Genomic DNA, 25,215 nt, shown 5'->3' on the forward strand with positions numbered 1-25,215 from the left:
CTAATTAAAAGATCCGGCCTGCAATCGCGGGCCGGATCTTCATTTATGCTTTATAAATTGTAACACTGTCTAAACCAAACGACACAAAAGAATACTTTTCAGTGAACATAGCGGCCATAAGAAATGATGACGGACCTACAGAAACAGAATCCAATATGCCTGACATGCGGTTTGGCCCCATAAGGTTAAAAAGTGTTGTTGAAGCAACAACTCTAATATCATTTTTCCCTTCATGCAGATAATCAGTAATATCAAATACGTATGGTGTCCAGTATTTAAGACCGACTTCTTGGCTGTTTATATAGAGTCTGACACTTGCTGTATGGACATCATTCAGTTTTAGATAGATATTGCCTTGTTGCTTTTTATAATCAAAAGCTGTGCTGAAAGCAGCTTTACCCGCATAAAAAGGACAGCCGGTTTTTGTTAAATCAGTGGAATCAATATCAAATTTAGCACCGTCAATGCTGAAATTTATATTATCTTCGTTAACGACTGAAAAATCACCTACTATATATATAGTTTCTACCTCTGTTGGTTTGTGATTTTGAAAATCGGAAACCGGAAGATGGTTATTCGGAATGTTGATATTGTTAACCTTTCTGCCTTCAATAGCTATTATATTTGTTCCGTTAACAAGCTGATCGGCGGCAAATGGAACTTTAGTAAAATTAATGTCCTTCCAGCTCTTTTTAGTATCGAATTTACCTAGCTCCCCGGGCATTTTACATGGCTTAATCGGTATACCGTTTAATGTAATTGAATCGAGATTTTCAGCAACTTCTATTGCTGCGAAAATTTCTCCCTTTGGAATATTATTAACTTCAAACTTGTACTCAGCACGGAATGGCGTTCCGTCTGGAGCCGGATAAAAATAATTATGCCAAATTGCATTTAATGGCTTATCTTTTGCCACAAGTTCGTCATTTAAATAAAGCGTAACATCATTAATCGGGAACACATTTGGTTCAAGGAGACTTACATCGAGATTTCTTATCAATTCAACCTTTTCATATCCCGCGGCTATCTCAACACCGCTGTCAAGAACTCGCGGAGCCTTTTCGACTCTCATCTCACTGTTAGGGAAGAAAAGCATTACGCTTCCGGCAGGATATAACTTTATATCAAATTCTGCTCTGCCTTCATTTATGGTTATGGGTATACTATAGAATTCACCGGACATGAGATCTAAAATTACCGGTTTTTTACTACTTTGCAGGGATATATTAAGTTCAAATTCTCTTTTATTATCTGTATTTGCGATCATCATCCATTCGCCATCATCGCTTAAGCGCTCATGAACAAAGATTTTTGAGGTTTTTTGGCCAGTTGCTTTATTAATTATTTTAATCCTATTCTCATATATTGTGTCAAGGATTGAAACAACATCATTGACCTTTTCTGCTTTTTGCGTTCCATCCGGCCATTTGATTTCTGCTTTTTCGCCGTCAAGACTCTCAGCAAAAGGTTTTAAAATAATAAGCTTACCAGCACCAGCCTCAGCCGCAAAATCACACAGTAATTTATATGTATTCTTACGTAAGGTGAAAACAGAAGGCACTACAACTGTTGAATATGAGCAATTACCTATAACTAATTTCCCATTTTCAACCCGGCCATATTTCTCCATCAATATCTCGTCGCCATAATGGAAATCAAGGTTTTCTGAAAGCAACTTTCTAGATAGGCTGTCGAAATTCTTATTATATATTCCCTTTTTGAGAGGCATGGCTGCTTCCCCGTCTAACGGAGTATATTCGCTCCAGACACTTGAGATTGGATGTATGATAAGAATATCTGTTTTTCTTTTCCCATTAGAAACAACGTAATTGACTCTTCCAAGATAGTCTGCGAATTTACGTTCGTCATCCCACCATGGCTGTTGGTAGAATAAATTTGCAGGATAATCGCGTTTGCGCTCTCCACGCATTGAATAAAGTGAAAGATGAGGATTAATAAAATTGATTCCTAAAATAGCTTCCCAGTCGGAAATCCATTTGCGATCATAAAAATTCGACTGCTGCCCAATGCATCCATAAACTTCGCACATAGCTTTTTCTTTATCCAGCTGATCTGCAACAGATGTCAACTGTTTCACCGTTATAACCTGCTCAATATGTCTATGTAATTTATCTATACCCGGCCAGTGCATAAATTCATACTGGGGCATTGCGGCACCGATCCACATAGTCTGCCCTACTAGGTCATCCTCTTTCATAAAATGACCTGTCATCTTCATTTTATTTTCGCTGCACCAATCATAATACTGCTTTGTGAAACTCTCAACAAATAGGCGAGTGGCAGCATCGTAAAAATCAAAACGAGTTTTATGATAATCACCGCAATCTAAAAACAGCTCTTTAATATGATTCGTTATATCATAACCCTTTAATTTTTTGAAAAAGTCCGGTAAATAATCAGACCACGGCACTACAGGTGTCCCTTTATAATTATTGCAGTATAAATAGCATGGCTCATCTGTGAAAATACCGGGAATTTCTTTTCCAAAATATTTTCCGCAATTCTTTTTATATCTTTCATGCGTACAATCAATAAATTCCCTAACTGCTTTAGGATTCATTAGATCAACATAATTAGTCCCGTTAAAACGCGGATGCCCCATAGGAAGAATCCTTTTGCAAATATATCTGTCTCCGTCTACAGTCACGACGTTTTGCAGAACAGAATCATCTTTTGTTATTTCATTCTTTTTTAAAAATACAAGTGAACGGCCGCGATATTCCTCATGTTTTGAGACCTCTCCGCCTGCAGTGCCTGAAGGCCAGCGATCTTCATCATAAAGCCATGCCGTTGTCCCTGTTTTTGATGCTTCTTCCGCACAGGCATTAGTCATATCCATCCATTCTTTAGACATATAGCCAGTTACAAGTCCAACACGAGAATGCATGAAATATCCGCCCCAACCTTTTTCGACCATATCATTAATCTGGCGTTTCAGCTCGTCTGCATCAAGATGATCATTCCAGCTCCAAAAAGGTGCCTGACGATACACTGCGGCAGGGTTTTTAAGCTGTTCTTTATCCATTATATAACCTCCAAACCATTAATCACTTTATTGTAACCTTGGGTAGTAAAAATGTAAAGTAAAAACATTTAATGTTTTGTAATATACTGTTCATTTCAATCATCTTATTTTAAAAACAAAGCCGGAATGGGAAATATCCCATACCCGGCATCGACTTTAATGTTAATTTATCTGTCTTTTTTTTAGTTTTGAACAATTTGCGCTGTTAGATTAATGCTTCAAGCAGCTTCTTTGCCTTAATAATATCTTCTATTTGTTTATCCCCGCTTATTTCTCTTTCTATCGTAAGAGGTCCGTCATAACCAATTTGTTTTAATTTGCTAATTAAAGCTGGAAAATTAACTCTTCCCTCACCAAGCGGTTTTTCCTGTCCAAGCGATCTGCCGTCAGTAGGATATTCTCCGTCCTTTGCATGGACGCCCATGACATACTCCCCGAATACATCAAGACTATCAACAGGATTTGCCTTTCCATACAAAAGCAAGTTTGCAGGGTCTAGATTAATACCGACATTATCCATACCGATATCCTGTATAGCACGTTTAAGCGTTATTGGAGTTTCTTGGCCGGTCTCAAATAAAAAATTCTGACCGTTATCTTTACAGTGCTTAACTATTAGCTTAAGAGCGACAATTGTACCCGAATATTCTTCTGATAATGGGTTTTCAGGCATAAATCCAACATGTGTTACAAGATTGTTTACGCCTATTAATTTTGCAAAATCGGAACCTTTTAAGAGCATTTGCGTGCGTGCATGACGATAAGCTGTTGGAATCAGCCCAAGGGTAGCCTGACCTTCATAGAAATTCCATGTTACAGGCTTCTGCCACCCACACCAGAATGCTGTGATATCTATTCCGGTTTCATTTTTTGCGCTAATAACCTTCTGAGCAAATTCTTCGGTTAGAAGCTGTTCTTCCCATATTACTAACTGACATGTTTCAAAACCCATGTCTATCGCTTTTTTAAATTCAGACGCAAGTTCAACAGTAGACCTTGCTCTAACTATTACGCCTAGTTTCATATTAAATACCCCATAATTATATTTTATAACAAAAGCCATATGAACAAACCTTTTCAGGTCGACATATGGCTTTTTCGAAGATAATATTTAACCTTTTATTGCGCCAACCATAACGCCTTTGACAAAGTATCTCTGAAGAAGAGGATACAGCATAAGAACAGGAATAGATGACACGATAATCACTGCATATTTTATTGATTCTGCTAAAAGTTGCTGATCGACCATTGACGATTCGTTTGTCATATTTGACATATCGTTTTGAATAAGTATTCCTCTTAAAACAAGCTGTAACGGATAAAGCTTTTCATTATTTAGGTAAATCATTGCGTTAAAATATTCATTCCAATGTCCGACACCGTAGTACATCACCATTACGGCGACTATTGGAACTGAAAGCGGCATTACAAGTTTTATAAGAATACCTATATTAGAACAGCCGTCAATTTTAGCTGCCTCCTGCAGTTCATAAGGTATAGAGCTCTGAAAGTAGTTTTTCATGATCAACATGTTCCAAACACTGATTAAGCCCGGAAGGATCAGTGACCAGTAATTGTTTAATAATCCTAGTTTCTGTATAACCAAGTATGTTGGAACCATACCGCCACTGAAAAACATTGTAAATGAAATAAAAAATGTAATCTGCTGTCTTGCAGCAAGGTCTTTTCTTGACAAAGGATATGCGCACATGATGGTCATAATCAAGTTGCATATTGTACCCAACACTGTATAAAAAATAGTATTTTTATAACCATTCATTATTGAGTCGTCTTTAAAAACCATTTTATATGCGCTAAGTGTTAGCCTTTTAGGAAAAAGCGTAACCTTCCCCTGCAGCACTAGCATTGGATCGCTTATAGAAGCACTGATAACATAAACCAGCGGATAGAGTACAATAAGCAAAACAATTGTAAGCAGAGTAACATTTATAATATCGAATGTTCTGTCGGCAGCAGTCTGTTTTATAGCCATACTATTCTTTTTAAAAAGTGCCATGTTTCTCTCCTCCTTACCACAAACTCGTTTCGGAAACTTTTCTGCTGATATTGTTTACTGCAATCAGCAAAGCAAAGTTGATAGCCGAATTGAATAAGCCAACGGCGGTTGAGAAACTATATTCAGCGCCTTTAAGTCCAACATCATAAACATATGTTGAAATAACCTGGGCGGCACTTAAGTTCAAACCGTTTTGCATTAAAAATACTTTTTCAAAACCAACATTCATGATTTTGCCGACATCAAGTATAAATAGTGTAATAGCAGTAGGCATGATGCCAGGAAGAGTAACATGAATCAGGCGCTGCATTTTAGTAGCACCGTCAACCATAGCAGCTTCATACTGCTGAATATCTATTCCTGCGAGAGCAGCAATATAAATAATAGAGCCCCAACCTGTACTCTGCCATATACCAGACCATACATAAAGGTGCTTAAACCAACCGGGATCAGTAACAAATTTTATAGGCTGCATCCCAAGCTTAATAATTATCGTATTGACTATACCGCCAGTTTCCATTAATGCACTAGGTGCAGAAAACAGAACGGAAATCATGCCAACCAAAACTACAGTTGATAAAAAGTGTGGCGCATATGTAACCATCTGAACTGTCTTTTTAAACTTTACGCTTTTAAGTTCGTTAATAAGTAACGCCAGAATAATAGGAATTGGAAATCTTGCAACTAAACTGTAAATACTTATGGAAATCGTATTCCAAACAATATTTATAAATTGCGAGCTGTTAAAAAACCTTATAAAATGTTTAAGCCCATGCTGTGCTGTCCAAGGGCTGCCCCAAATTCCAGGTGCGCTTTTAAAATCTTTAAACGCTATCTGCACTCCAAACATTGGCCAATATGCAAAAATAATAAAATACGCAATTACTGGCACCAGCAGCAAATACAGATCCCAGTTATTTGCAAATGCTTTTCTTATTGCACGCCCTTGTGAGTATTTCGTGACAGACTTTTTGTTTATAGTTTGTACTTTAGTGATAGTTTGCGCTTTGGTGATAGCCAAATAAACCCCTCTCTCCCTCTCTTATTTACGTCAAACAAGGTCTCTGTTCCCTATTGACTACATTATTTTAATGATAAATCTTATGGATTTATCATAATAAAATAAATAATTTCTCTAAACCTATCACATTCCTCTCATAAAATTATTGTCTATGCTTTAACACCAAAGACCACCGAATAAAAATACAACTTCCATATTTTTATTCGGCAGTCAAAAGTACAGATTAAGATTAAGAAAGGTTAGAGGATTATTAATTTTCACCTTTCCGCTTAACATATTAATTCTACTAAATTAGAGGAGAAAAGTCAAATACAATTATGTATAAATTGCAATATATATAATTGTATATTAAGCCTTTTTATATCTTTCGTATCCCCTGTTATAGATTTCCATATATTCGGAAAGTCCCATTTTATCATACTGTGCAACATAATCATTCCATGTCTGATCATTGATCGGTCTTTTACCCGAAATAAACTCTGGAACTACATTGTTATAATAGCCTGTAAGCATATCCGCTTCCAAGGATGCCATGCGATCCATTTCATCGGTTGTATAAATGAAATAATCCCAGACCTCCTTTGGCGCATATTTATACAAATCTTTGGCAGCCTTTGCAGGAACATCTGCCATCTCGTTACCTGTAAAATACTTCGAAAGCAGCAGAGTCGGATTGCCGCCTCCGGCAAAAGGAGTAATGGTAGATACAATGGCATCATAATTCTGTCCGGGATCATTTGATTTCAAGACTTCTGGTTTAAATTTATACTTTCCGTCGGTATCCTTGAAATATGTTTTTCCCTCTACTCCGAGGTAGAACATTCTTGACCCTTCGTCACTGTACCAGTAATCAAGCCAGCGTGCAGTAGCTTCAGGATAAGGATTCGTTTTTGAAAATGCAAACGCGCCTTTTGTTGCATTATTAGCCATTATTGCGTTCCATTGTTTATCCCCGTTTGGTCCCTTAAGAGCTTCTTCTATCCCGGTAAAATCATTCATTTTATCATTGCTTAAAAGAACCAGATTAATGTACATAAGACCGCCGACTAAATCCATAGAACTTTTTGCTATTATGTTAGTATTTAAAGTTGCTGAAGGTTGGAATATATCATTATCAAGCAGTTTTTCAGCATACATCTTGTGAACATATTCAAGAAGCTGGCGGAATTCAGGTGCAGTTGGAATAAAGCGAAGCTTGTTCGTTTTCGGATCAAGATCAACATTAGCGTTTCTGTATCCCTTGTTTTGCAAGCCATATGCACCATAAAGGCCACGAAGAATAGTGCCCCAAGAATTTGATGTCAGCGCAATTTCATCAGCCTTACCATTCCCATTGGCATCTTTGTCTCTCATAGCTTTGCATAATTCATAAAACTCATCAGTTGTGGTAGGAAGTTTTTTCACTCCGATTTTATCCATAAACTTTTTATTAATAAACAGTTTTGGATGCATCTGAACTTCAGGTGCGTCTTGAATAGCCGGCAGAGCGTAAATATTCCCCTCCGCATCGGGCAGTGATTTTCTTACGCTATCCATACTGGTAGTCAATTTCTTAAAATTAGGCATGTAACTATCAATCAAATCATTGATTTTTAAAAACAGGCCTTGCTCACCATATTTTTGTACATCCTTTGAGCCAAAACTGCAACGATAAAACCCATCAGGAAGATCCTGCCCTGACGCTAATACAAGATTGCGTTTTTCTTTGATTGAGGCATTAGGAACAACGTTCCAATCAATATGTATGTTAGTCTTTTTTTCATACTCCCCCCAAACGAGAATATTTGCATAATCCTTTTGGTATTCATGCTGCCCAACCATAAATTTTAATGTTATAGGCTGTTTAACAATTGGAAATTCGCCGTTTGGATTTAAATTTTCAAGCCTTTGCTTTGCGGCTGGATCAAGGTTAGCTTTTGCCCCTGCAGCAGTTATCTTTCTTTGACAACCGCCAAGTATAGGAACAATCATTAAAGCAGAAAGCATTAGCGCAGTAATTCTATGGTGAATTTTCATATAATACCCCCTAAATGTAATCGTTTACACTTTTATACCAAAGCACGAGAAAATTCCCATGCTTTGGTATTTAAAATTACTTCATGTTTTTATATCGATCGTATCCAGTGTTGTAAATTTCCATTAATCTCTTGAGGTTTAATTTATCGAACTGGGCAACATAATCGTTCCATGTTTGATCATTAAGAGGTGTATCGCCTGAAATGAATTTTGGAACAATATTATCATAATATCCCTTGAACATATCTGCTTCAAGTGACGCCAGTTCTTCAGATTCCTCATCGGTATAATTGAAATATCCCCAGAGTTCCTTCGGCGCATATTTCTGCATATCCTGTGCAGCCTTTGCGGGGACAGGAAGCATCTCAGCGCCTTGGAAATATTTAGAAAGTGCAATTACAGGGCTGCCGCCACCGGCATATGGGGAGAATTTAGCAACAGTTTGATCATAAGTAGACCCCGGCTTAATCTTTATTTTATCAGGTATAAACTGATATTTGCCGTCGCTGGTCTTTTCAAATGACACGCCTTCCACACCCAAGTAGAAAAGTTTAGAGCCCTCTTCACCATACCAATAATCCATCCAGCGTGCAGTTGCCTCAGGATACTGATCATTTGGCGTCATGGCAAAAGCGCCTTTTCCGTTCATCTTGCTTCTGATTGCTGCCCACATTTTGTCGCCATTTGGTCCTTTGAGTGCCTCAGTAAGTCCTGTATAATCATTCACATACTTACTGCCGGCAATAGTTGTATTGGTGTGTAGGAACGACCCAACAACCCCCATTTCGACTTTTGCCGTAACTTTCGCACTTGTGTTTGTGAATACTTCGTTATCGATAAGCTTTTCTTTATAAAGCTTATTCAAATATTCAAGCATCTGACGAAACTCGGGGGCCGTAGGAATGAAACGAAGTTTCCCAGTTTTAGGGTCAGCGTCAACATTCCCCTGCCAGTAACCTCGGTTCATAAGACCAAACGCACCTTTAAAACCGTTCAGAAGAGTAGACAATGAACTTAGTGAAAGCGGTATTTCATCCTGCTTACCGTTACCATTTGCGTCATTATCACGCATTGCTTTTAAAACATCATAAAGCTCATCTAAATTCGTCGGCAACTTTTTGCCTATTTTATCTAGATATTTTTGATTCATGTAAAGCTTAGTGCCTACTTCCATTTCAATGCTGTCACTAACTGATGGCAAAGCATAAATAGAGCCATCAACAGACGGAAGACCTTTTTTTACATCATCCATCGAAGACATTACTTTTTTAAAGTTCGGCATATATTGATCTACAAGATCATTCCACTTTACAAATAATCCCTGAGTACCATATTTTTGAGGATCACGCTGGGCAAACCCACATCTGAAAAAGCCATCTGGAAGATTCTGACCTGACGCAAGCACAAGGTTCCGTTTTTCTGAGATATTATCCATCAGAACCTCATCCCAGTCAATATGGATATTTGTCATTTTTTCATATGTAGGCCAAGTAAGAATATTAGCATAGCTGTCTTGCGTATAATGTCTGCCGACCATAAATTTTAGCGTGATAGGTTGTTTAACAATCGGAAATCCTTGCAAGTTGAGGTTTTCAAGTCGTGCGGCAACAACCGGATCATTAGTCTTTTTAGCGGCAGAGGTTGGTTTGGCAGCGCAACCTGACAGCATGGAAGCAGCAAAAACAGAGGCAGTGATAACTGACAATATCCTTGTTCTAATATTCATTTTTTCCCCTTATTTTATAGATTTATAGCGATCGTATCCGCTTTTATAAATCTTCATGTACTCTGCTAATCCCATTTTATCAAACTTAGCAACGTAATCTGCCCAAGTCTGATCGTTAAGAGGTGTCTGACCAGAGATAAAGTTAGGAATAGCTGTGTCATAAAAACCTGAAAACATGTCAGCTTCAATAGATGACATACGATTCGTTTCTTCATCGGTATAGTTAAAGAATCCCCATACTTCCTTTGGAGTGAACTTTGAAAGATCCTGTGCACATTTCTGAGGAATTGGCAGAAGTTCTGCACCCTTGAAATACTTAGATAAAGCAAGAGCCGGGTTGCCGCCACCTGCATATGGTGTAAACTTGGCAACTGTCTGATCATAAGTTGAGCCTTCAGGAACTTTAACCTTCTCCGGAATAAATTCATACTTGCCGTCCGAAGTTACATAATACGACTCGCCTTCAACTCCCATGTAGTATAGGCGTGCGCCCTCATCGCTGAACCAATAGTCCATCCAACGGGCAGTTGCTTCTGGATATTGATTTGTTTTCGTTATAGAAAAACTGCCTTTTGTGGACATATGTCCTCTAATTCCCGTCCAAAGTTTATCGCCGTTTGGTCCCTGCAATGCTTCAGTAATTCCAGTGAAGTCATCAACGTGCTTATTGCCTGCAAGAGTAGTGTTTGTATGAACTATACCGCCAACGAGATCTGCTTCAACTTTTGCAGTTACATTTGAACTTTTAATTGTAAATATCTCATTATCAATTAATTTTTCAGAATATAACTTATGCATATATTCAACAAGCTGACGGAATTCAGGTGCCGTTGGAATAAATCTTAAGTTATTTGTTTTAGGATCAATATCAATGTTTTGGTGTGTTGAACCCCTGTTCATAAGTCCATATGCACCCATTAAGGCGTTACGTAATGTTTTCCATGAGTTAGATGTTAACGGAACTTCATCAGCCTTACCGTCTTTATTTGCATCCTTATCGAGCATTAACTTAAGGGTATTATATAAATCATCCAAAGATTTCGGCATAGTAGCGCCGACATTATCCATGAATTTTTTATTTAAATAAATTTTTGGATTAAGCTCGATTTCAGGACAATCAGTAAGACCGGGCAATGAGTAAATTGATCCGTCTACAGAAGGCAAGCCTCTGCGGATATCGTCGTATTTATCAAGAACCTGTTTGAAATTCGGCATATAATCCAGATAATCGTTGATCTTTAAAAATGTGCCGTCTGCACCATACTTCTGAACGTCTGGGGTGCTGAAACTGCAGCGGAAAAATGCATCAGGCAGATTCTGACCGGAAGCAAGAACAAGGTTGCGTTTTTCAGCAAGATTGTCTGAAAGCACTGCATCCCAATCAATGTGAATATTAGTCTTCTTTTCGTATGTAGGCCAAGTTAAAATTGATGCCCAGTCACTCTGTGCACTGTTTCTGCCAACCATAAATTTTAGCGTTATCGGCTGTTTTACAATGGGGAAACCCTCTTTGTTCATGTTTGCAAGTCTTGCCTCAGCAGCAGGGTCTTTAGCCTTTTTACCTGCAACGCTTTGTGAAGGACCGCATCCGCTAAGCATCGTAGCTGCCAAAACACATGCGGTTGCTAGTGATAGAACTCGCAATTGTGTTCTCATTTTGCTCTCTCTCTCCTTATTATAAAAATTTGGGATTTTTACTTATATATTTTATCACATTGTATATAATGTGTAAACAAATAATGAATCTATAATTATTTTTTAACAATATACACAAAAATAGTTTATGTTACTTATATAAAATATACAAAAATTATATACAAAGGCTGCCATTACTGGCAGCCTTAATTTTAAAGTAAACTTTCAATCCCAAATAATGCCATATATAATCTCTATCTCAAAATATAGCCCACTAAAATGCGATTTCTACTTATTTTGCCTTTTTATAACGATCGTAACCGGCTTTATAAATATCCATGTATTTCTGAAGTCCGATCTCATTAAATTTAGCTACATATTGATTCCAAGTCTCATCATTGATTGGAGTCTGCCCGGTTATAAATGCAGGCACTGCAATATCATAGTGTCCTTTAAACAGATCTGCCTCAAGACTTGATAGCTGATCTGATTCTTCTTCTGTATAGCTAAACCAGCCCCATATGTCTTTTGGAAGATATGAAATCATATTATGGGCCGCCTGTGCGGATGCCTGAGCCATCTCACTCCCGCGGAAATAATCAGATTTTAAAAGTGCAGGATTTGCGCCGCCGGCATATGGAACATATTTTGCAATAACCTGATTAAGGTTTGAACCTTTTGGAATTTGAATAGCTTCGGGAATAAAATCATATTTGCCGTCAGAATTCTTCTGGTATGAAACACCTTCAACGCCAAGGAAGAACATTCTGGAACCTTCATCGCCATACCAATAATCCATCCAGCGCATGGTTGCTTCAGGATTTTTATTTGTATTTGTCATAGTAAAAGCGCCAAGATTCGAAATATGCGAGCGGCATGCCGCCCATGTTTTATCTCCATTAGGCCCTTGTAAAGCTTCCGGAATGCCTTCATATTTCTTTACTCGTTCCGAATCAAGAACGGAAGTCGACGTGTAAATCATTCCTCCGAGTGCGTTAACCGCATCCTTAGAAATAATTTTTGAAGAAGTCATAGTTACAACTTCAGAGTCTAAAAGATGTTCGTTGTATAGCTTGTGGAGATATTCAAGCATCTGACGAAATTCCGGCGCAGTAGGAATAAATCTCAAATTGCCTGATTTAGGATCAACGTCAACATTCACATGAACGCTGCCTCTGTTCATTAAACCAAAAGCCCCTTTGAATGCATGTGTAAGATTTGTCAGTGAGCTGGCTGTTATCGGGATTTCATCTTTCTTACCGTTCTTATTTGCGTCTTCATCGTAGAACTTTTTCAGTAATGTATAAAGCTCATCTGTTGTTTTAGGCATTGTCCCATTAACGTTTTTGATGAAATCGGTATTCAAAAATATTTTAGGGTTGATCTCCTGCTCTATACAATCTGAAACGCATGGCAGCGCATAAATCGTGCCATCAACGGTTGGAAGACCTTTTTTTACATCTTCATACTGGCTAGCCACTTTTTTAAAATTTGGCATATATTTGTCAATGTAATCATTAAGTTTTACAAATACGCCTTGAGCGCCATATTTTGCAGTATCACGGCCATTAAAACTACAGCGGAAAAACGCATCGGGAAGATTCTGCCCGGATGCCAGTACAAGATTACGCTTCTCTCCAATTGACGTAGCTGGCACCTCGTCCCAGTCGATATGAATATTCGTCTTTTTTTCATACTCTGACCATATCAGAATGTCTTTATAGCTGCTCTGAGACGGATCCCGGCTAACCATAAACTTAAGGGTTATTGGCTGTTTTACTATTGGAAATTCGCCGCTGGTATTTAGATTTTCAAGCCGTGCTTTTGTTTCGGCGTCAACTGCTTTGCCAGCCGCCCGTTTAGGTGAACATGCTCCCAAAAACGATGCAAGCATTAACACAGCTAATGACAGAGAAACAAACCTTATGTTTCTGCGCATCAATCATACATCCCCTCTAAATTAATTAATTTCATTATATCATTGATTTACGTGGATGTATTGTGAAAAATTGCACTTTTTCAATATCATTTTGCGAATTTTTTAAGCATAATTTCGTGTTAACTTGCAGTAAAACTTTAACAATGGTTAGAAGTGCAAAAGACTGCCGTAATATTACGGCAGTCTTTTGCGGGGAAGGGGAATCCCCATGAGCAATAGGTTCTTAACCTTCTACACATTACTCTAACTCTCTATCTCAATTTGTACTTTTATGCTTTTTCGTATCTTTCACGTGCAGTTTGGTAAATCTTCATATACTCGTCTAGTCCCATCTGATAAAACGCATCAACGAATTTCTGCCACTCAGCATCGTCATTAACATTAACTTCCCCGCTGATAAATTTAGGAATCATAACATCATAATGTCCCTTGAACATATCTGCCTCAAGCGAGTCAATTCTTTCATTTTCTTCAGGGGTATAACTAAAGTATCCCCACAAATCTTTAGGAACATACGGCATCATATAGTCGGCCGCTTCTTTTTGCCCCGGAAGCATCTCCGATCCATAGAAATATTCGCCTTTCATGAGAGCTGGATTGCCGCCGCCCATATAAGGAACATACTTCGCAACAACCTGGTCAAATGTTTTCCCATTACCTACTTGCGACAGTATATCAGGCAAAAATTCATATTTTCCATCAGCTGTCTTATGATATGATTTCCCTTCAATACCCATAAAATACATGCGTCCGCCTTCTTCTGAATAGAAGTAATCCAACCAGCGCATAGTAGCTTCGGGATATTTATTTGTACTTGTTATTGTAACAGCGCATTGTGTGCTGATATGACTTCTGATTGCAGTGTACATTAGGTCTTTATATGGGCCTTTAAGAGGCTTAGGAATTCCGGCAAAATCGCCACCGTAATTGCCAAGCTGTGTTGTGATGATATCCGCAGTTGAGCCAAGAACATTCAGAGATGCTTTCGCAGTGATTTTTGCGCTAGTCATTGTGAATATTTCCTCATCCATAAGACCTTCTTTATAGAGCTTGTTAAGGAAAGAAAGCATCTCTCTGAACTCATTTGTTATAGGTAGAAAGCGTAATTTTCCAGTAGCAGGATCAACATCGACTTTTGAATGAGTAAGACCCTTGTTCATCATTCCATATGAACCCTTAAGCACGTTGAATATCTGCGTAGTATTTGTTGCAGTAAAAGGTATTTCGTCCTGCTTACCATTACCATTTGGATCCTGTGTTTTAAATGCTTTCAGCACATCGTATAATTCGTCAAGTGTTGTAGGCATTTTCTTTCCCACTTTTTCAAGCCACTTTGTATTGATAAAAAGCTTTTGGTTCATTTCGTTCTCATAGCAATCTGTTACAGCCGGCAATGCGTATATAGTTCCATCAGGAGCCGGAAGGCTTTTACGCACCGCATCATAATCATTCAGAACCTTTTTTAAATTAGGCGCATACTTGTCAATAAGATTATTGAGCGGGATAAACAAGCCCTCTTTTCCATATTTCATGGGGTCATTTCTTCCAAACCCTGCACGATAGAAAGCGTCAGGCAGGTTCTGGCCGGATGCGAGCACCAAGTTACGCTTCTCAGCAATATTATTCGATAAAACTGCATCCCAATCAATATGTATATTGGTTTTCTTTTCGTATTCGCTCCAGATCATTGTATTGGCATAATCTTCTTGTGACGCGGTTTTTGAAACCATAAATTTTAGAGTTATCGGCTCTTTTACTATTGGAAAACCGGTAGCGTTGAAATTCGGTATGTTTTTCTCAGCCGCTGTCTGTTTACTCGGTTTTGCGGCGGCGCATGAGCTTAGCAATGATGAAGTTATAACTAGCGAAAGAATTATCGCTAATATCCTTGATACTTTCTTCACTGTAATTTCTCCTTTAAAAGATTTGCTTAGGGTTTATCTCTGCCTTTTCATCATAGTGTAATATATTTTTAATTTCTATATTCAATTTGTGTAAACCATTAGCTTTTTTTTACATAATAGTAAACTGATATAACGAACGCTTAAATAATATTTATTTGTTCGTCTATGAAAAATCTCGGTCACCTTTTCAGCGACCGAGATTTTTTAATTTTTGTTCAAACTTTCTCTAGCAATATTTCTGTACTGAATCGGCGTTATCCCCTCAGACTTTTTAAACTTTCTGATAAAGTTCGATTCATCAAAATAACCTACTTGCAAAAGTATATCTCTTATAGAAAGATCCGTTTCCTTTAGCAGAGTTTTAACTTTTTCTATTCTAAGCGTATTTATATATTGAATTAAGGTCGTACCAGTCTGGTCTTTAAAATATCTGCTCAAATAGGAAGGCGATACACTGCATTTTGATGCAATATACTCAAGGGTTAGGTTTGGATTAGTTAATTCGTTATTGATTACGCTAAGCGCCATCTCTCGAAGCTTTACATTTTTACTTTCTTTGGATACTTCTATATCCTTGCATATTTCCAAGCAAAAATCTGTGATTCTTTCTACGAGTGAATTTACTGTTTCAAATTCATCCATTATAAGGCTTCCGGTTCCGGCATACAGCGTATTATTCGCGCTTAGGTTCATATCCTCAACAGCTTTAAGCAGTGAATTGATAATACCTATACATACAATACGTGCTGACTTAGGGCTTGCAATGTTATTTAAAATATAATTTTGAATGTTAGACGTTACGCTGCGCACCTTATCGCTATCCCCTGTTTTAATCGCGAGAATCAAGTCAGATTCAAGTTCTGCCGGATAACTATACATTTGATTATCATGATTTTTTATATCCTCAAAACTGATAATTGAGTCGTTCCCCTTAAGGAGCCTGTAGTTTACACTTCTTTCAGCTTGCGAGAAGGAGACACCCGCATTCATGATACTGTTTACTATACCGCCGATGCCAACAGTTATCGTAATTTCAAAATTAGATTTAAAAAATTCCTTTAAAGCGAATGCCAAGCGTTCAATCTGAGATCTTATCTCATGTTTTGTATCAAAATTAAACAGCATCGCCATACTTCTTCCGTTTTCAAGCTCAACAGTATGACAAATACCAATCGAAGCCGCCATTTCTTCAGACACATTGCGTATAGCATACTTTATAAGGTCAAAATTCTCCCTGTCCTTGTCTGTTTCATCTTTATACTGGTCAAAGTATATTATCGCAGTACAGCAGCTGTTATATGGCAGTTTTACGCCTACATTCTGAGCAACATCCGCTATTTTTTGTTCATTTTTTAATTTGCCGCGCAAAAGTTTTAAAATAAATATATTTTGTAAAACAGATTGGTCATTGTTTAATTTGTCAACCAGATCCTTATTTTCTGCGGAAACATTCCTAAACAGATTTGAGATTACTTCAAATTCATCCTTGTCAGCGTCCTTTTCATTCTCACTGTTATATTCCTTAAATGTATTGGCAAGTTCTTTTAAAGGTTTATAAGCACTCAAAGCAAGCATAAGCGATATAGCAGCGCCAACAAGGAAAATTATAAATATACTAATATAAAAAACATTGCGCTGTGCCCAGAACTGGCTCATATAAATTTGTGTAGGGCTTGCTGCAACATATGTATAATTGTTATACGGTGAAACATGTTTTACGACTGAATATTCAATGCCTTTATATTTTATCTTATCAATTGACTTATCAGATGACAAGTTTATGTTTTTTAAAAGGTGCGATGAAATATCGTCTGGCTGGTTGTCCGAAATGCTAACCAACAGTTTTTTATTCTCGTCAAAAACAAAAGCAAACCCCTTGTTTTTTTCACAAATGTTAGCAAACATTTCCTTGTAAACCGACTCATCAACTAGGAACATGATGACGGCATTCGGCTTAGTTGAATATATGGGAATTGGATATATATGCGTCATATATTTTTTGTCTGAAATATTCAAAATTCTTACATTCTCAAGTGGTCTCGTTGTAGGACTTTGAAGCTTTCCGACATCATTTTTGAATTGTTCTTCGTTCCAATTAGAATATGCGTTCAATCTGTTAAAAAAAAGCGAAAGATCTGAGTCGTAAGAAGAAGTGTAAATCTTCTCATCAGGATCCCCTAAAAAGTAAAGAGCAATTTCATCAAAATATGCATTATTCGTGTTATATTTCCTAAGTTCCTGAACTCCAAGATATACATCGTATCCCGAATTATGCAGTTGTCTTTTTGACAGTATAGGGTTCTCCGATATTTCCAGGGCAACCCTATAAAGCTCGACAAATCTGTTGTCGAGAACGCGCTGAATCTGGACAAGGCTGTCTATATAATTTGCCTCAATATCTTTACGAACAGCCGTAAGAAGACTGCCGTAAACTATTGAGCCGAAAAAGGCAAGAACAAGAGTTAAAATCAAGACATATGAAAACAGGTATTTATAAAACCGAGACGATGCATGTTTTAAATAGCTCATGTATCATCTCCTATGGCTGAATAAACGCAATTGCCGCCAACATAAGTCGCAATCACGTTGTATGATTCATCAAGCAGCACAAAATCAGCATCCATATCAACTGATAGTGTACCTGTTCTATGATCGATTCCCAGCAGACGAGCAGGATTAGCGGTTATAAAATTCAACGCTTCTTCAAGCGGCATGCCTGAAAAACGAATAATATTTCGCAGTGCCCTGTCCATAGTAAGAGCACTTCCTGCAAGATTACCGCCATTCTTTAAAACAATTGCTTCTTCATTCACCACAACCGGAAGACCTGCAAAATCATATTCGCCCGGCTCACAGCCTGCGGGGTTTACACTGTCAGTAATAAGCAGTATTTTTTCTTTGTTTTTGACATTGCAAACAAAGTTTAAGACATCTTGATGAACATGATGTCCGTCACATATAAGCTCAACGTATACATCAGAAAAAAGGCCCGCACCAACCGCTCCAGGATCCCTATGCGACATGGGCGACATAGCATTGAAAAGATGTGTCATGTTGCGGGCGCCGGCTTCAATCGCTCTGCATGCATCGTCATAGCCCGTGTCAGTATGCCCGATCGATACTATTGTCTTATCGGATATCTCCTTTATTAAATCCACAGCACCTTCAAGTTCAGGTGCAATGGTTATAATTTTAATATTTTCAAAATCGGATAGCAGATTTTGAATTTCGTCTTTATTTATTGATCTAATAAACTCAGGGTTTTGCGCCCCTGCTTTGTGTGTACTTATGTACGGGCCCTCAGCATTTACTCCGACTATCCTTGCCCCTCCTGTTTCAGCCTCAGCTAAATCTCGAATGGCACCGAAAACTTCCTTTAATTCTTCTAAAGACGCAGTAAGCGTAGTGGGTAAAAAAGATGTTACCCCATTCCGGGCAAACATTTTGCAAAGCTGTATTAATTTATTCGGATCCTTAGCTGCATCCATTACGCTGATTCCGCCAAACCCGTGAGTATGTACATCGATAAATCCGGGTACTACAGCAGCGCCATTTAAATCAATTACTTTATCCGCTCTCGGAGCCTTGTCTTTAGATCCTATCCAAGCAAATTTTCCCTCTTCAACAATAAAGCTGCCATTATTCAAAATTTTGTCATGGCAGTAAACATTCCCATTAAAATATAAAACTCTCATCTGCACTCCCATAAAGTCTAATTTTTATTCTTCAAAATAATTATAGTAATTTTGTATCGTTTTTTCAACCTTTATTACTCAAGTTATATCAATTATCCATAACCGTAAAAAAGAGCTGACATCCATTTCTAAAAAAAATGAATTCAGCTCTTTAACGACAAAACGCTTATTCCTCAATTGAAATGACCGAAACGGGACAGCCTTCCCTGGCTTCCGAGGCTGAATCGGCAACCTCTTCAGGTACATGTTCCTGAATAACTTCAGCAAAGCCGTCATCTGCCATTCTGAATACTTCAGGGCATGTTTCGGCGCACAGCCCGCAGGCAATACACCCATCTCTGTCAAGATATGCTTTCATAAATTTTCTCCTTTCGTTTTATAACGGAAATACAACTGTTAGAAGCATTTTAAACTTAGAATTTGCAAAAACTGCATGCGGTATGCCAGCAGGCATAACAATAGTTTGACCTTTATCTAAAATAAAAGTATCTTCACCGATAGTAATCTGCGCGTTTCCATCAAGAATGCATATCATTGCCTCTCCTTCAGATACGTGCGCTCCGATCTCTTCACCTGAATCAAAAGCAAATAATGTTATACTTACTGCTTTGTTTTGCACTAATGTCCTGCTAACTACCTGTCCATTGTTATAATCAACTAAAGAATTTAAATCGAGTACCTTAGAAGCATCAATATTTTTTAGTAATCTTTGCCCCATAAAATCCACCTTATATAAATTATCTATTTTATTATATCCTTTTGTTATAAATAGATACATTTTTTATTGACTAATATATTATCATATCGTAATATATTAATATAATAATATGTTTCTAAGAAGGAGTTTTTCTATATGAATATGGAGCTGCTCGAACAAAGGGCTGAAATGCTTAAGGTTTTATCGCATCCGCAAAGACTGTGTATAGTAAGAGGGCTTCAAAAGCACCGTTGTAACGTAGGTAAAATACAAGAAAAACTGGGGCTTAGTCAAAGCGGGCTTTCTCAGCATCTTGCAAAGCTTAAATCTGTCGGAATAATAAAAGGCGTAAGGCAGGGCAAGGAAATCTGCTATGAAGTTGTTAGTCCAGAGGCTATTGCAATCGCCGAAATGCTTATGTCAGACATAGACGATTGTGAATAAATAATATGAGAGGGGCAGAACAATGAAAAAAATCATTATTGTCGGCGGAGTCGCCGGTGGTGCAACTGTTGCAGCGCGTCTGAGAAGGTTAAACGAGGATGATCAAATAATTCTTTTTGAACGAGATGAGTATATCTCATTTGCAAACTGTGGACTTCCATATTATATCGGCGGTGAAATAAGCGAAAGAGAAAACCTTATGGTTCAAACGGTTAAAGGGATGTCTAAAAGATTTAATCTTGATATACGCAACCTGTCCGAAGTGGTATCTGTCAATCGTCAAAAGAAAACCGTAACAGTATATGACAAAGTCAAACAATCCACATATGAGGAAATCTTTGACATTTTGATACTCTCACCAGGTGCGAAACCTATAAAGCCTGCAATTCCGGGCATTGAAAGCACATCAAATATTTTTTACCTGCGCAATATTCCTGATACTGATAAAATAAAAAGTTCTATTGTTGAAAACAAGCCAAAGACAGCGGCAGTTATCGGCGGAGGTTTTATAGGGGTTGAAATGGCGGAGAACCTGACCAAAGCCGGCATCAAAGTTACTATCGTCGAAAAGCTGTCTCAGGTATTACGCCCACTTGACATAGAGATGGCACAATTTGTACATCAAGAGTTAAACGCTCACGGAGTTGACCTGATTCTTAATGATGGCATTTCACAGTTTAAGGAAGGCGGCATAATCAAGCTCGAGAGCGGAACAGAACTCAAAGCCGACATGATTCTAATGTCTATCGGCGTTTCGCCGGAAAATACCCTTGCTAAAAATGCAGGGATTTCAATAGGTCCGCGCGGTCATATCAAAACAAATGAACAGCTTCAGGTTTTTGACGTTGAGACTGGAAAGGTTATTTCAGACATTTATGCCGTTGGTGATGCTATTGAATTAAGCGATTTGGTAGACGGGTCTAAAACCGCCATTCCGCTCGCCTCCCCTGCCAATCGTCAGGCAAGGCTTGTAGCAGACCATATCAACGGGCTCCCCATTGAATATAAGGGATCGTTAGGAACTAACGTTGCCAAAGTTTTTGATCTTACTGTTGCATCCACAGGCAACAACGAAGCTCTGTTAAAATCAAAAGGCATTGCTTATAAGGCAATTCATGCTCACCGCGCCAATCATGCATCCTATTACCCTGGCTCATCAAATATATCTTTTAAGCTTCTTTTCTCGCCAGCTAGTGGTAAAATCTTAGGTGCTCAAGCAGTTGGAAGAGATGGAACAGAAAAACGTATTGACGTTATTTCAACGGTAATTCGACTGGGCGGCACGGTGCGTGACTTGACTGATCTGGAATTATGTTATGCCCCTCCTTTCTCTTCTGCAAAAGACCCTGTAAATATTCTTGGATATATAGCTTCTAATACGCTGGACGGATTTTATGATTTCGTTCAGTATTCTGAGATTGACGATATAATCAAAAATGGCGGAATTCTTCTAGATGTGCGTACTCCTATTGAATTCTCAGCGGGTCATATTGAGGGTGCAGTGAACGTACCAGTAGACGGTCTTCGCAATGAGCTTGATAAATTGAATCTCCCGAAAGAAGCTTCAATTTACGTGACCTGTCAAGTCGGTCTTAGAGCTCATATAGCGCTAATGATCCTGCGTGGAAGAGGTTATTCAAAACTCTATAACCTGTCTGGCGGATACCTTACCTATAAAACAGCACGATATAAGCCTCTTACAAACACGAAAAAAGCCGCACCTCCATCGGTAGATACTGACAATCAGACTGTTTCAAAAAACAGCATTGCAGAGGTAAATGCATGCGGGCTTCAATGTCCTGGCCCCCTAATGGCGACATATCAGGCTGTTAAAAATGCCGCTCCCGGAGACCTTATCCGCGTTAAGGCTACTGATTTTGGTTTTTCAAAGGATGTGGAAAACTGGTGTGCGACAAATGGACATAAGTTAATTTCTTTAACAAATGAGAACGGAAATTATGTTGCAATGATACAAAAAGGACAATCCGTATGCAGTGCCGTTTCAAAGCCATTGCAGGATAATGCAACAATTGTCGTATTCAGTGGAGCACTTGATAAAGCGCTTGCATCAATGATAATAGCTCAGGGAGCCGCAGCCAGCGGGAAAAAAGTAACTTTGTTTTTCACGTTTTGGGGACTTAATGTACTGCGCCGTTCTAGTCATATAAACGTAAAAAAATCCTTTATTGAAAGGATGTTCGGCTTTATGATGCCGAGAGGCGCACGTCATTTGCCTTTATCCAACATGAACATGTTAGGAATAGGACCTAAAATGATAAAAGGAATAATGAAAAATAAAAATGTTGATGATATCGAAACAATGATTAAAAATGCTATGAATGTCGGCGTACGGTTCGTTGCCTGCACAATGAGCATGGAACTCATGGGAATTAAAAAAGAAGAACTCATAGATGGGGTTGAACTTGGCGGCGTAGCGACATACATTTCAAGCAACGAAAACGCAGGAACAACGCTTTTTATCTAAGTTAAAAATAAAGGAGTGTGCAGTTAGCAAACTCCTTTCAGACTATCGAAAAATCACGTGCACGTAAAATCAAAACAGGCGCTCTGCTGTATCTGCCATACAGCGACGAGCGCCTGTTCTTCGTCTGCCTGCCTTTTTTGAGCGTCTGTCAGCTAGCAAACTTTTTTATTTCTTTGCTGTTACATAAAGCTCTCCTGTTTCAAGCTTTACCTTTTGATCTTTTCCTTCTTTATCTTTTTCGGTAAATTCAATTACGCCTTTCAGTTTAAAATCGCCATCATACGGCAGTGTAATTTCTTTTTTACTATCTATAGTACCGCCTATTTTCATCGTTGCCTTGGTTTTATACACTGCTGCGTTAGTATAACTGAATTCACTGGCTTTATCAATGAATAGAATATGTGAACTGCCTTCTATTAAACCTATTTCCGTATCACTTCCCGAAATATTTTTAAGTGAGAGCTTTGCCTCAATTTTGTCACCAACTTTATATGTGCCTTCTTTAACGTTCAGAGAAAGCTCAAAATGTTCATCTTCGCTTTTAGTCGATATTACTGTTCTCAGCTGTTGTTTGGGTGTACATCCAGCAAGCATCATAACAGCCAGTAAAACTGAAGTTATCTTTAGCAAATGTCTTTTCATTTAAAGTCCACCTTAATTTACAACAGGAACAACTGGCTCCTCAGTCTTAGTGGCTCCAGAATTGCCGCTGCTACTGTTGTCATTACTATTATTTGATGGTGCAGTCGTTGTATCATTCTGTGTGGCTGTACCCGTATTCCCTGATTGTGTTCCTGAGTCGCTCGGAGTCTCTGTCTGACTTGCCGCCCCGGAATCTGAAGATTCATTATCCGGAGTTGCAGAGCTTCCTGGACTTAGATGGTTCATTGGGTTATCAACACCCTCAGAGTGACCGGCAAAAGTTCCATCAGGAAGCAGGTTTTGATAAACCGGTCCGTTATAACTATATGAATATCCGCTGGGAATCGGAAGATAGGTATATTGTGCGTCAGTAACTCCAATATCATACGGAAATTCACGTTTTACATTCAGTAAACCAACCTTTTTTCGATTGCTTGCCGGACAGTTTGCCCCTGCAATCATATTAGTCTCGGTATCTATGTCCGCAAAGATATGAACATCACAATATTTTGTAGGAACAGTTCCTTTTTTGAACCATGCCGTATATTCCCTGCTTCCCCTAGGATCACTTTTACATGCATCAGTCATAAGCAGACCGCTGTCAGCGCAGACTGTTTCCCTAGTTAGCCCCTGCGTACTGTAAAAATCACGGCTCTGCTTGCCTTCATGGATCTTTGACATTACTCGTTTCCATAATACAAGTGCCGGATTATTCCCCGAAACATTTATCTCCTCAGGCGTATCAAAGCCGAACCAAACAGCCCCAACATAATATGGTGTATATCCTACAAACCAGCGGTCTTTATCATCAGATGTTGTACCCGTTTTACCGGCAGTCGGCATTCCTGATAGTTTTGCCGGAGTACCTGTACCGTAAGAAACAACGCTTTGAAGCAGATCGTTCATAATATAAGCAGTCTGTTCACTCATTGCGATCGATTTTTCAGGCTTTTTCTCAAGAATAACGTTCCCCTGATAATCCTCAACTTTTGTAAAAGTGTATGGTTTAACATAAATGCCCTTATTTGCAAACGGAACGTAGGCAGCGGTAAGCTCCATAACAGAAACGCCGTCTGTAAGGCCTCCAAGACCTAAAGGCGATAAATTAATATCCGACTTAACCTGTCCGTTTTGGACTCTGCGGTCAACAAGTGAAGTGATTCCGAGATTATTCTTCATAAAATTATAAGAACGCTCTGTACCAAGCTTATCGAGAACTTTTGTGGCAATCGTATTTATCGACTGTTCAACGGCATCCTTCACTGTTGTCATTCCGCCATACTTGTTAGTATAGTTTTTAGGCCATTTGTCAGCAATATCAAGCGGCGTATCATCAAACACGCTGCCTTCTGTAATTACATTGTATTCGATAGCTGGCGCATAAACCGCAATAGGTTTTATTGTTGAACCGGGCGAACGCGTCGTCTGTGTCGCACGATTGAGTCCACGGTCAACCGTTTTTTCTCCTCTTCCTCCAACTATTCCGACAACCGCGCCGGTATATGGGTCCATAACAGTCATCGATGCCTGTGCTTTTTGTTTAGAGCCGTACGTCTTTGGAAAATTCTTCTCATCTTTAAATACTGTGTCCATTGTGTCTTGTATATCTTTATTCATAGTAGAATAAATTTTAAGGCCGCCGGAATAGACCATTGATGTTGCAAACTGTTTTGTATAGCCCTTCTCGGTTACAAGAGAATTGATAACATCTTCTATAACCTGATCAGTAAAATATGACTGTTTAGAGTTTACCTCGCTGGTTGCCTTTTCTTTTGCGAAATTTAAAGGCTCAGCTTTTGCTTTTTCGTATTGTTCCTTTGTGATATACCCCTGCTCGTACATCTTATATAATACTGTTTCCTGGCGCTCTTTATTATTGTCAGGATGCGTAAAAGGATCATATTTGCCTGGATACTTTGTTATACCCACAATGGATGCTGCTTCAGCA

Annotated in this window: 17 protein-coding genes; 2 read left to right on the forward strand and 15 right to left on the reverse strand. The window is 38.5% G+C overall.

Annotated features, from left to right (window positions below; all coding sequences use genetic code 11):
* Window positions 1-43: 43 nt before the first annotated feature.
* The 13 genes from Q8865_03755 to Q8865_03815 all read right to left on the reverse strand — a co-directional run bounded on the left by Q8865_03755 (window position 44) and on the right by Q8865_03815 (window position 19,717).
* The gene (locus Q8865_03755) at window positions 44-3,046 is read right to left on the reverse strand and encodes a glycoside hydrolase (GenBank protein MDP4152545.1); all 3,003 of its coding nucleotides are present in this window, start codon (window positions 3,044-3,046) and stop codon (window positions 44-46) included.
* 205 nt (window positions 3,047-3,251) lie between these two features.
* Window positions 3,252-4,070, reverse strand: coding sequence for a sugar phosphate isomerase/epimerase (locus Q8865_03760; protein ID MDP4152546.1), 819 nt, complete (start codon window positions 4,068-4,070; stop codon window positions 3,252-3,254).
* 87 nt (window positions 4,071-4,157) lie between these two features.
* Window positions 4,158-5,063 (reverse strand): carbohydrate ABC transporter permease, encoded by a 906-nt coding sequence (locus Q8865_03765; GenBank protein MDP4152547.1) that lies wholly within the window; start codon window positions 5,061-5,063, stop codon window positions 4,158-4,160.
* Window positions 5,064-5,076: 13 nt separating this feature from the next.
* Window positions 5,077-6,000: an ABC transporter permease subunit gene (locus Q8865_03770; GenBank protein MDP4152548.1), complete on the reverse strand. Its 924-nt coding sequence runs from the start codon at window positions 5,998-6,000 to the stop codon at window positions 5,077-5,079.
* Between the two features lie 432 nt (window positions 6,001-6,432).
* Window positions 6,433-8,100 carry a hypothetical protein gene (locus tag Q8865_03775; GenBank protein MDP4152549.1) on the reverse strand — a complete coding sequence of 556 codons (1,668 nt, stop codon included), beginning with the start codon at window positions 8,098-8,100 and terminating at the stop codon, window positions 6,433-6,435.
* A 76-nt stretch (window positions 8,101-8,176) separates the two neighbouring features.
* A complete protein-coding gene (locus Q8865_03780; protein ID MDP4152550.1) occupies window positions 8,177-9,826 on the reverse strand; it encodes an ABC transporter substrate-binding protein in 1,650 nt (549 codons plus the stop codon).
* A gap of 9 nt (window positions 9,827-9,835) precedes the next feature.
* Window positions 9,836-11,482 (reverse strand): ABC transporter substrate-binding protein, encoded by a 1,647-nt coding sequence (locus Q8865_03785; GenBank protein MDP4152551.1) that lies wholly within the window; start codon window positions 11,480-11,482, stop codon window positions 9,836-9,838.
* A gap of 271 nt (window positions 11,483-11,753) precedes the next feature.
* Window positions 11,754-13,400, reverse strand: a complete 1,647-nt coding sequence (locus Q8865_03790) for an extracellular solute-binding protein (GenBank protein MDP4152552.1) — start codon at window positions 13,398-13,400, stop codon at window positions 11,754-11,756.
* Between the two features lie 269 nt (window positions 13,401-13,669).
* Window positions 13,670-15,304 (reverse strand): extracellular solute-binding protein, encoded by a 1,635-nt coding sequence (locus Q8865_03795; GenBank protein MDP4152553.1) that lies wholly within the window; start codon window positions 15,302-15,304, stop codon window positions 13,670-13,672.
* Window positions 15,305-15,508: 204 nt separating this feature from the next.
* Window positions 15,509-17,833, reverse strand: coding sequence for an AraC family transcriptional regulator (locus Q8865_03800; GenBank protein MDP4152554.1), 2,325 nt, complete (start codon window positions 17,831-17,833; stop codon window positions 15,509-15,511).
* Window positions 17,830-18,999, reverse strand: a complete 1,170-nt coding sequence (gene nagA / locus Q8865_03805; GenBank protein MDP4152555.1) for an N-acetylglucosamine-6-phosphate deacetylase — start codon at window positions 18,997-18,999, stop codon at window positions 17,830-17,832. Before nagA ends, Q8865_03800 begins: the two co-directional genes overlap by 4 nt.
* 166 nt (window positions 19,000-19,165) lie before the next feature.
* Entirely contained in the window at window positions 19,166-19,357 is a 192-nt protein-coding gene (locus tag Q8865_03810) for a ferredoxin (GenBank protein ID MDP4152556.1), read from the reverse strand.
* A gap of 18 nt (window positions 19,358-19,375) precedes the next feature.
* Window positions 19,376-19,717 carry a cupin domain-containing protein gene (locus tag Q8865_03815; protein MDP4152557.1) on the reverse strand — a complete coding sequence of 114 codons (342 nt, stop codon included), beginning with the start codon at window positions 19,715-19,717 and terminating at the stop codon, window positions 19,376-19,378.
* A gap of 135 nt (window positions 19,718-19,852) precedes the next feature.
* On the opposite strand from Q8865_03815, the gene Q8865_03820 reads away from it, so the two are divergent.
* Both Q8865_03820 and Q8865_03825 read left to right on the forward strand, forming a co-directional pair.
* Entirely contained in the window at window positions 19,853-20,140 is a 288-nt protein-coding gene (locus Q8865_03820; GenBank protein MDP4152558.1) for a metalloregulator ArsR/SmtB family transcription factor, read from the forward strand.
* A gap of 22 nt (window positions 20,141-20,162) precedes the next feature.
* Window positions 20,163-22,625 (forward strand): DsrE/DsrF/DrsH-like family protein, encoded by a 2,463-nt coding sequence (locus tag Q8865_03825; protein ID MDP4152559.1) that lies wholly within the window; start codon window positions 20,163-20,165, stop codon window positions 22,623-22,625.
* A gap of 165 nt (window positions 22,626-22,790) precedes the next feature.
* On the opposite strand, the gene Q8865_03830 is transcribed toward Q8865_03825, so the two are convergent.
* The gene (locus tag Q8865_03830) at window positions 22,791-23,267 is read right to left on the reverse strand and encodes a hypothetical protein (protein ID MDP4152560.1); all 477 of its coding nucleotides are present in this window, start codon (window positions 23,265-23,267) and stop codon (window positions 22,791-22,793) included.
* Window positions 23,268-23,279: 12 nt separating this feature from the next.
* The coding region (locus tag Q8865_03835) for a penicillin-binding transpeptidase domain-containing protein (GenBank protein MDP4152561.1) at window positions 23,280-25,215 on the reverse strand (1,936 nt) is incomplete at its 5' end.

The sequence above is a fragment of the Bacillota bacterium genome (genome assembly GCA_030705925.1).
GTDB lineage: Bacteria > Bacillota > Clostridia > Oscillospirales > Feifaniaceae > JAUZPM01.

Excerpts from the sequence above, each read along its gene's own strand:
- Q8865_03760 (MDP4152546.1), bottom strand. The coding sequence starts at position 4,070 with ATGAAACTAGGCGTAATAGTTAGAGCAAGGTCTACTGTTGAACTTGCG.
- Q8865_03800 (MDP4152554.1), bottom strand. The coding sequence starts at position 17,833 with ATGAGCTATTTAAAACATGCATCGTCTCGGTTTTATAAATACCTGTTT.
- Q8865_03820 (MDP4152558.1), top strand. The coding sequence starts at position 19,853 with ATGAATATGGAGCTGCTCGAACAAAGGGCTGAAATGCTTAAGGTTTTA.
- Q8865_03780 (MDP4152550.1), bottom strand. The coding sequence starts at position 9,826 with ATGAATATTAGAACAAGGATATTGTCAGTTATCACTGCCTCTGTTTTT.
- Q8865_03830 (MDP4152560.1), bottom strand. The coding sequence starts at position 23,267 with ATGAAAAGACATTTGCTAAAGATAACTTCAGTTTTACTGGCTGTTATG.
- Q8865_03765 (MDP4152547.1), bottom strand. The coding sequence starts at position 5,063 with ATGGCACTTTTTAAAAAGAATAGTATGGCTATAAAACAGACTGCTGCC.
- Q8865_03755 (MDP4152545.1), bottom strand. The coding sequence starts at position 3,046 with ATGGATAAAGAACAGCTTAAAAACCCTGCCGCAGTGTATCGTCAGGCA.
- nagA (MDP4152555.1), bottom strand. The coding sequence starts at position 18,999 with ATGAGAGTTTTATATTTTAATGGGAATGTTTACTGCCATGACAAAATT.
- Q8865_03825 (MDP4152559.1), top strand. The coding sequence starts at position 20,163 with ATGAAAAAAATCATTATTGTCGGCGGAGTCGCCGGTGGTGCAACTGTT.
- Q8865_03815 (MDP4152557.1), bottom strand. The coding sequence starts at position 19,717 with ATGGGGCAAAGATTACTAAAAAATATTGATGCTTCTAAGGTACTCGAT.
- Q8865_03790 (MDP4152552.1), bottom strand. The coding sequence starts at position 13,400 with ATGCGCAGAAACATAAGGTTTGTTTCTCTGTCATTAGCTGTGTTAATG.
- Q8865_03775 (MDP4152549.1), bottom strand. The coding sequence starts at position 8,100 with ATGAAAATTCACCATAGAATTACTGCGCTAATGCTTTCTGCTTTAATG.
- Q8865_03785 (MDP4152551.1), bottom strand. The coding sequence starts at position 11,482 with ATGAGAACACAATTGCGAGTTCTATCACTAGCAACCGCATGTGTTTTG.
- Q8865_03810 (MDP4152556.1), bottom strand. The coding sequence starts at position 19,357 with ATGAAAGCATATCTTGACAGAGATGGGTGTATTGCCTGCGGGCTGTGC.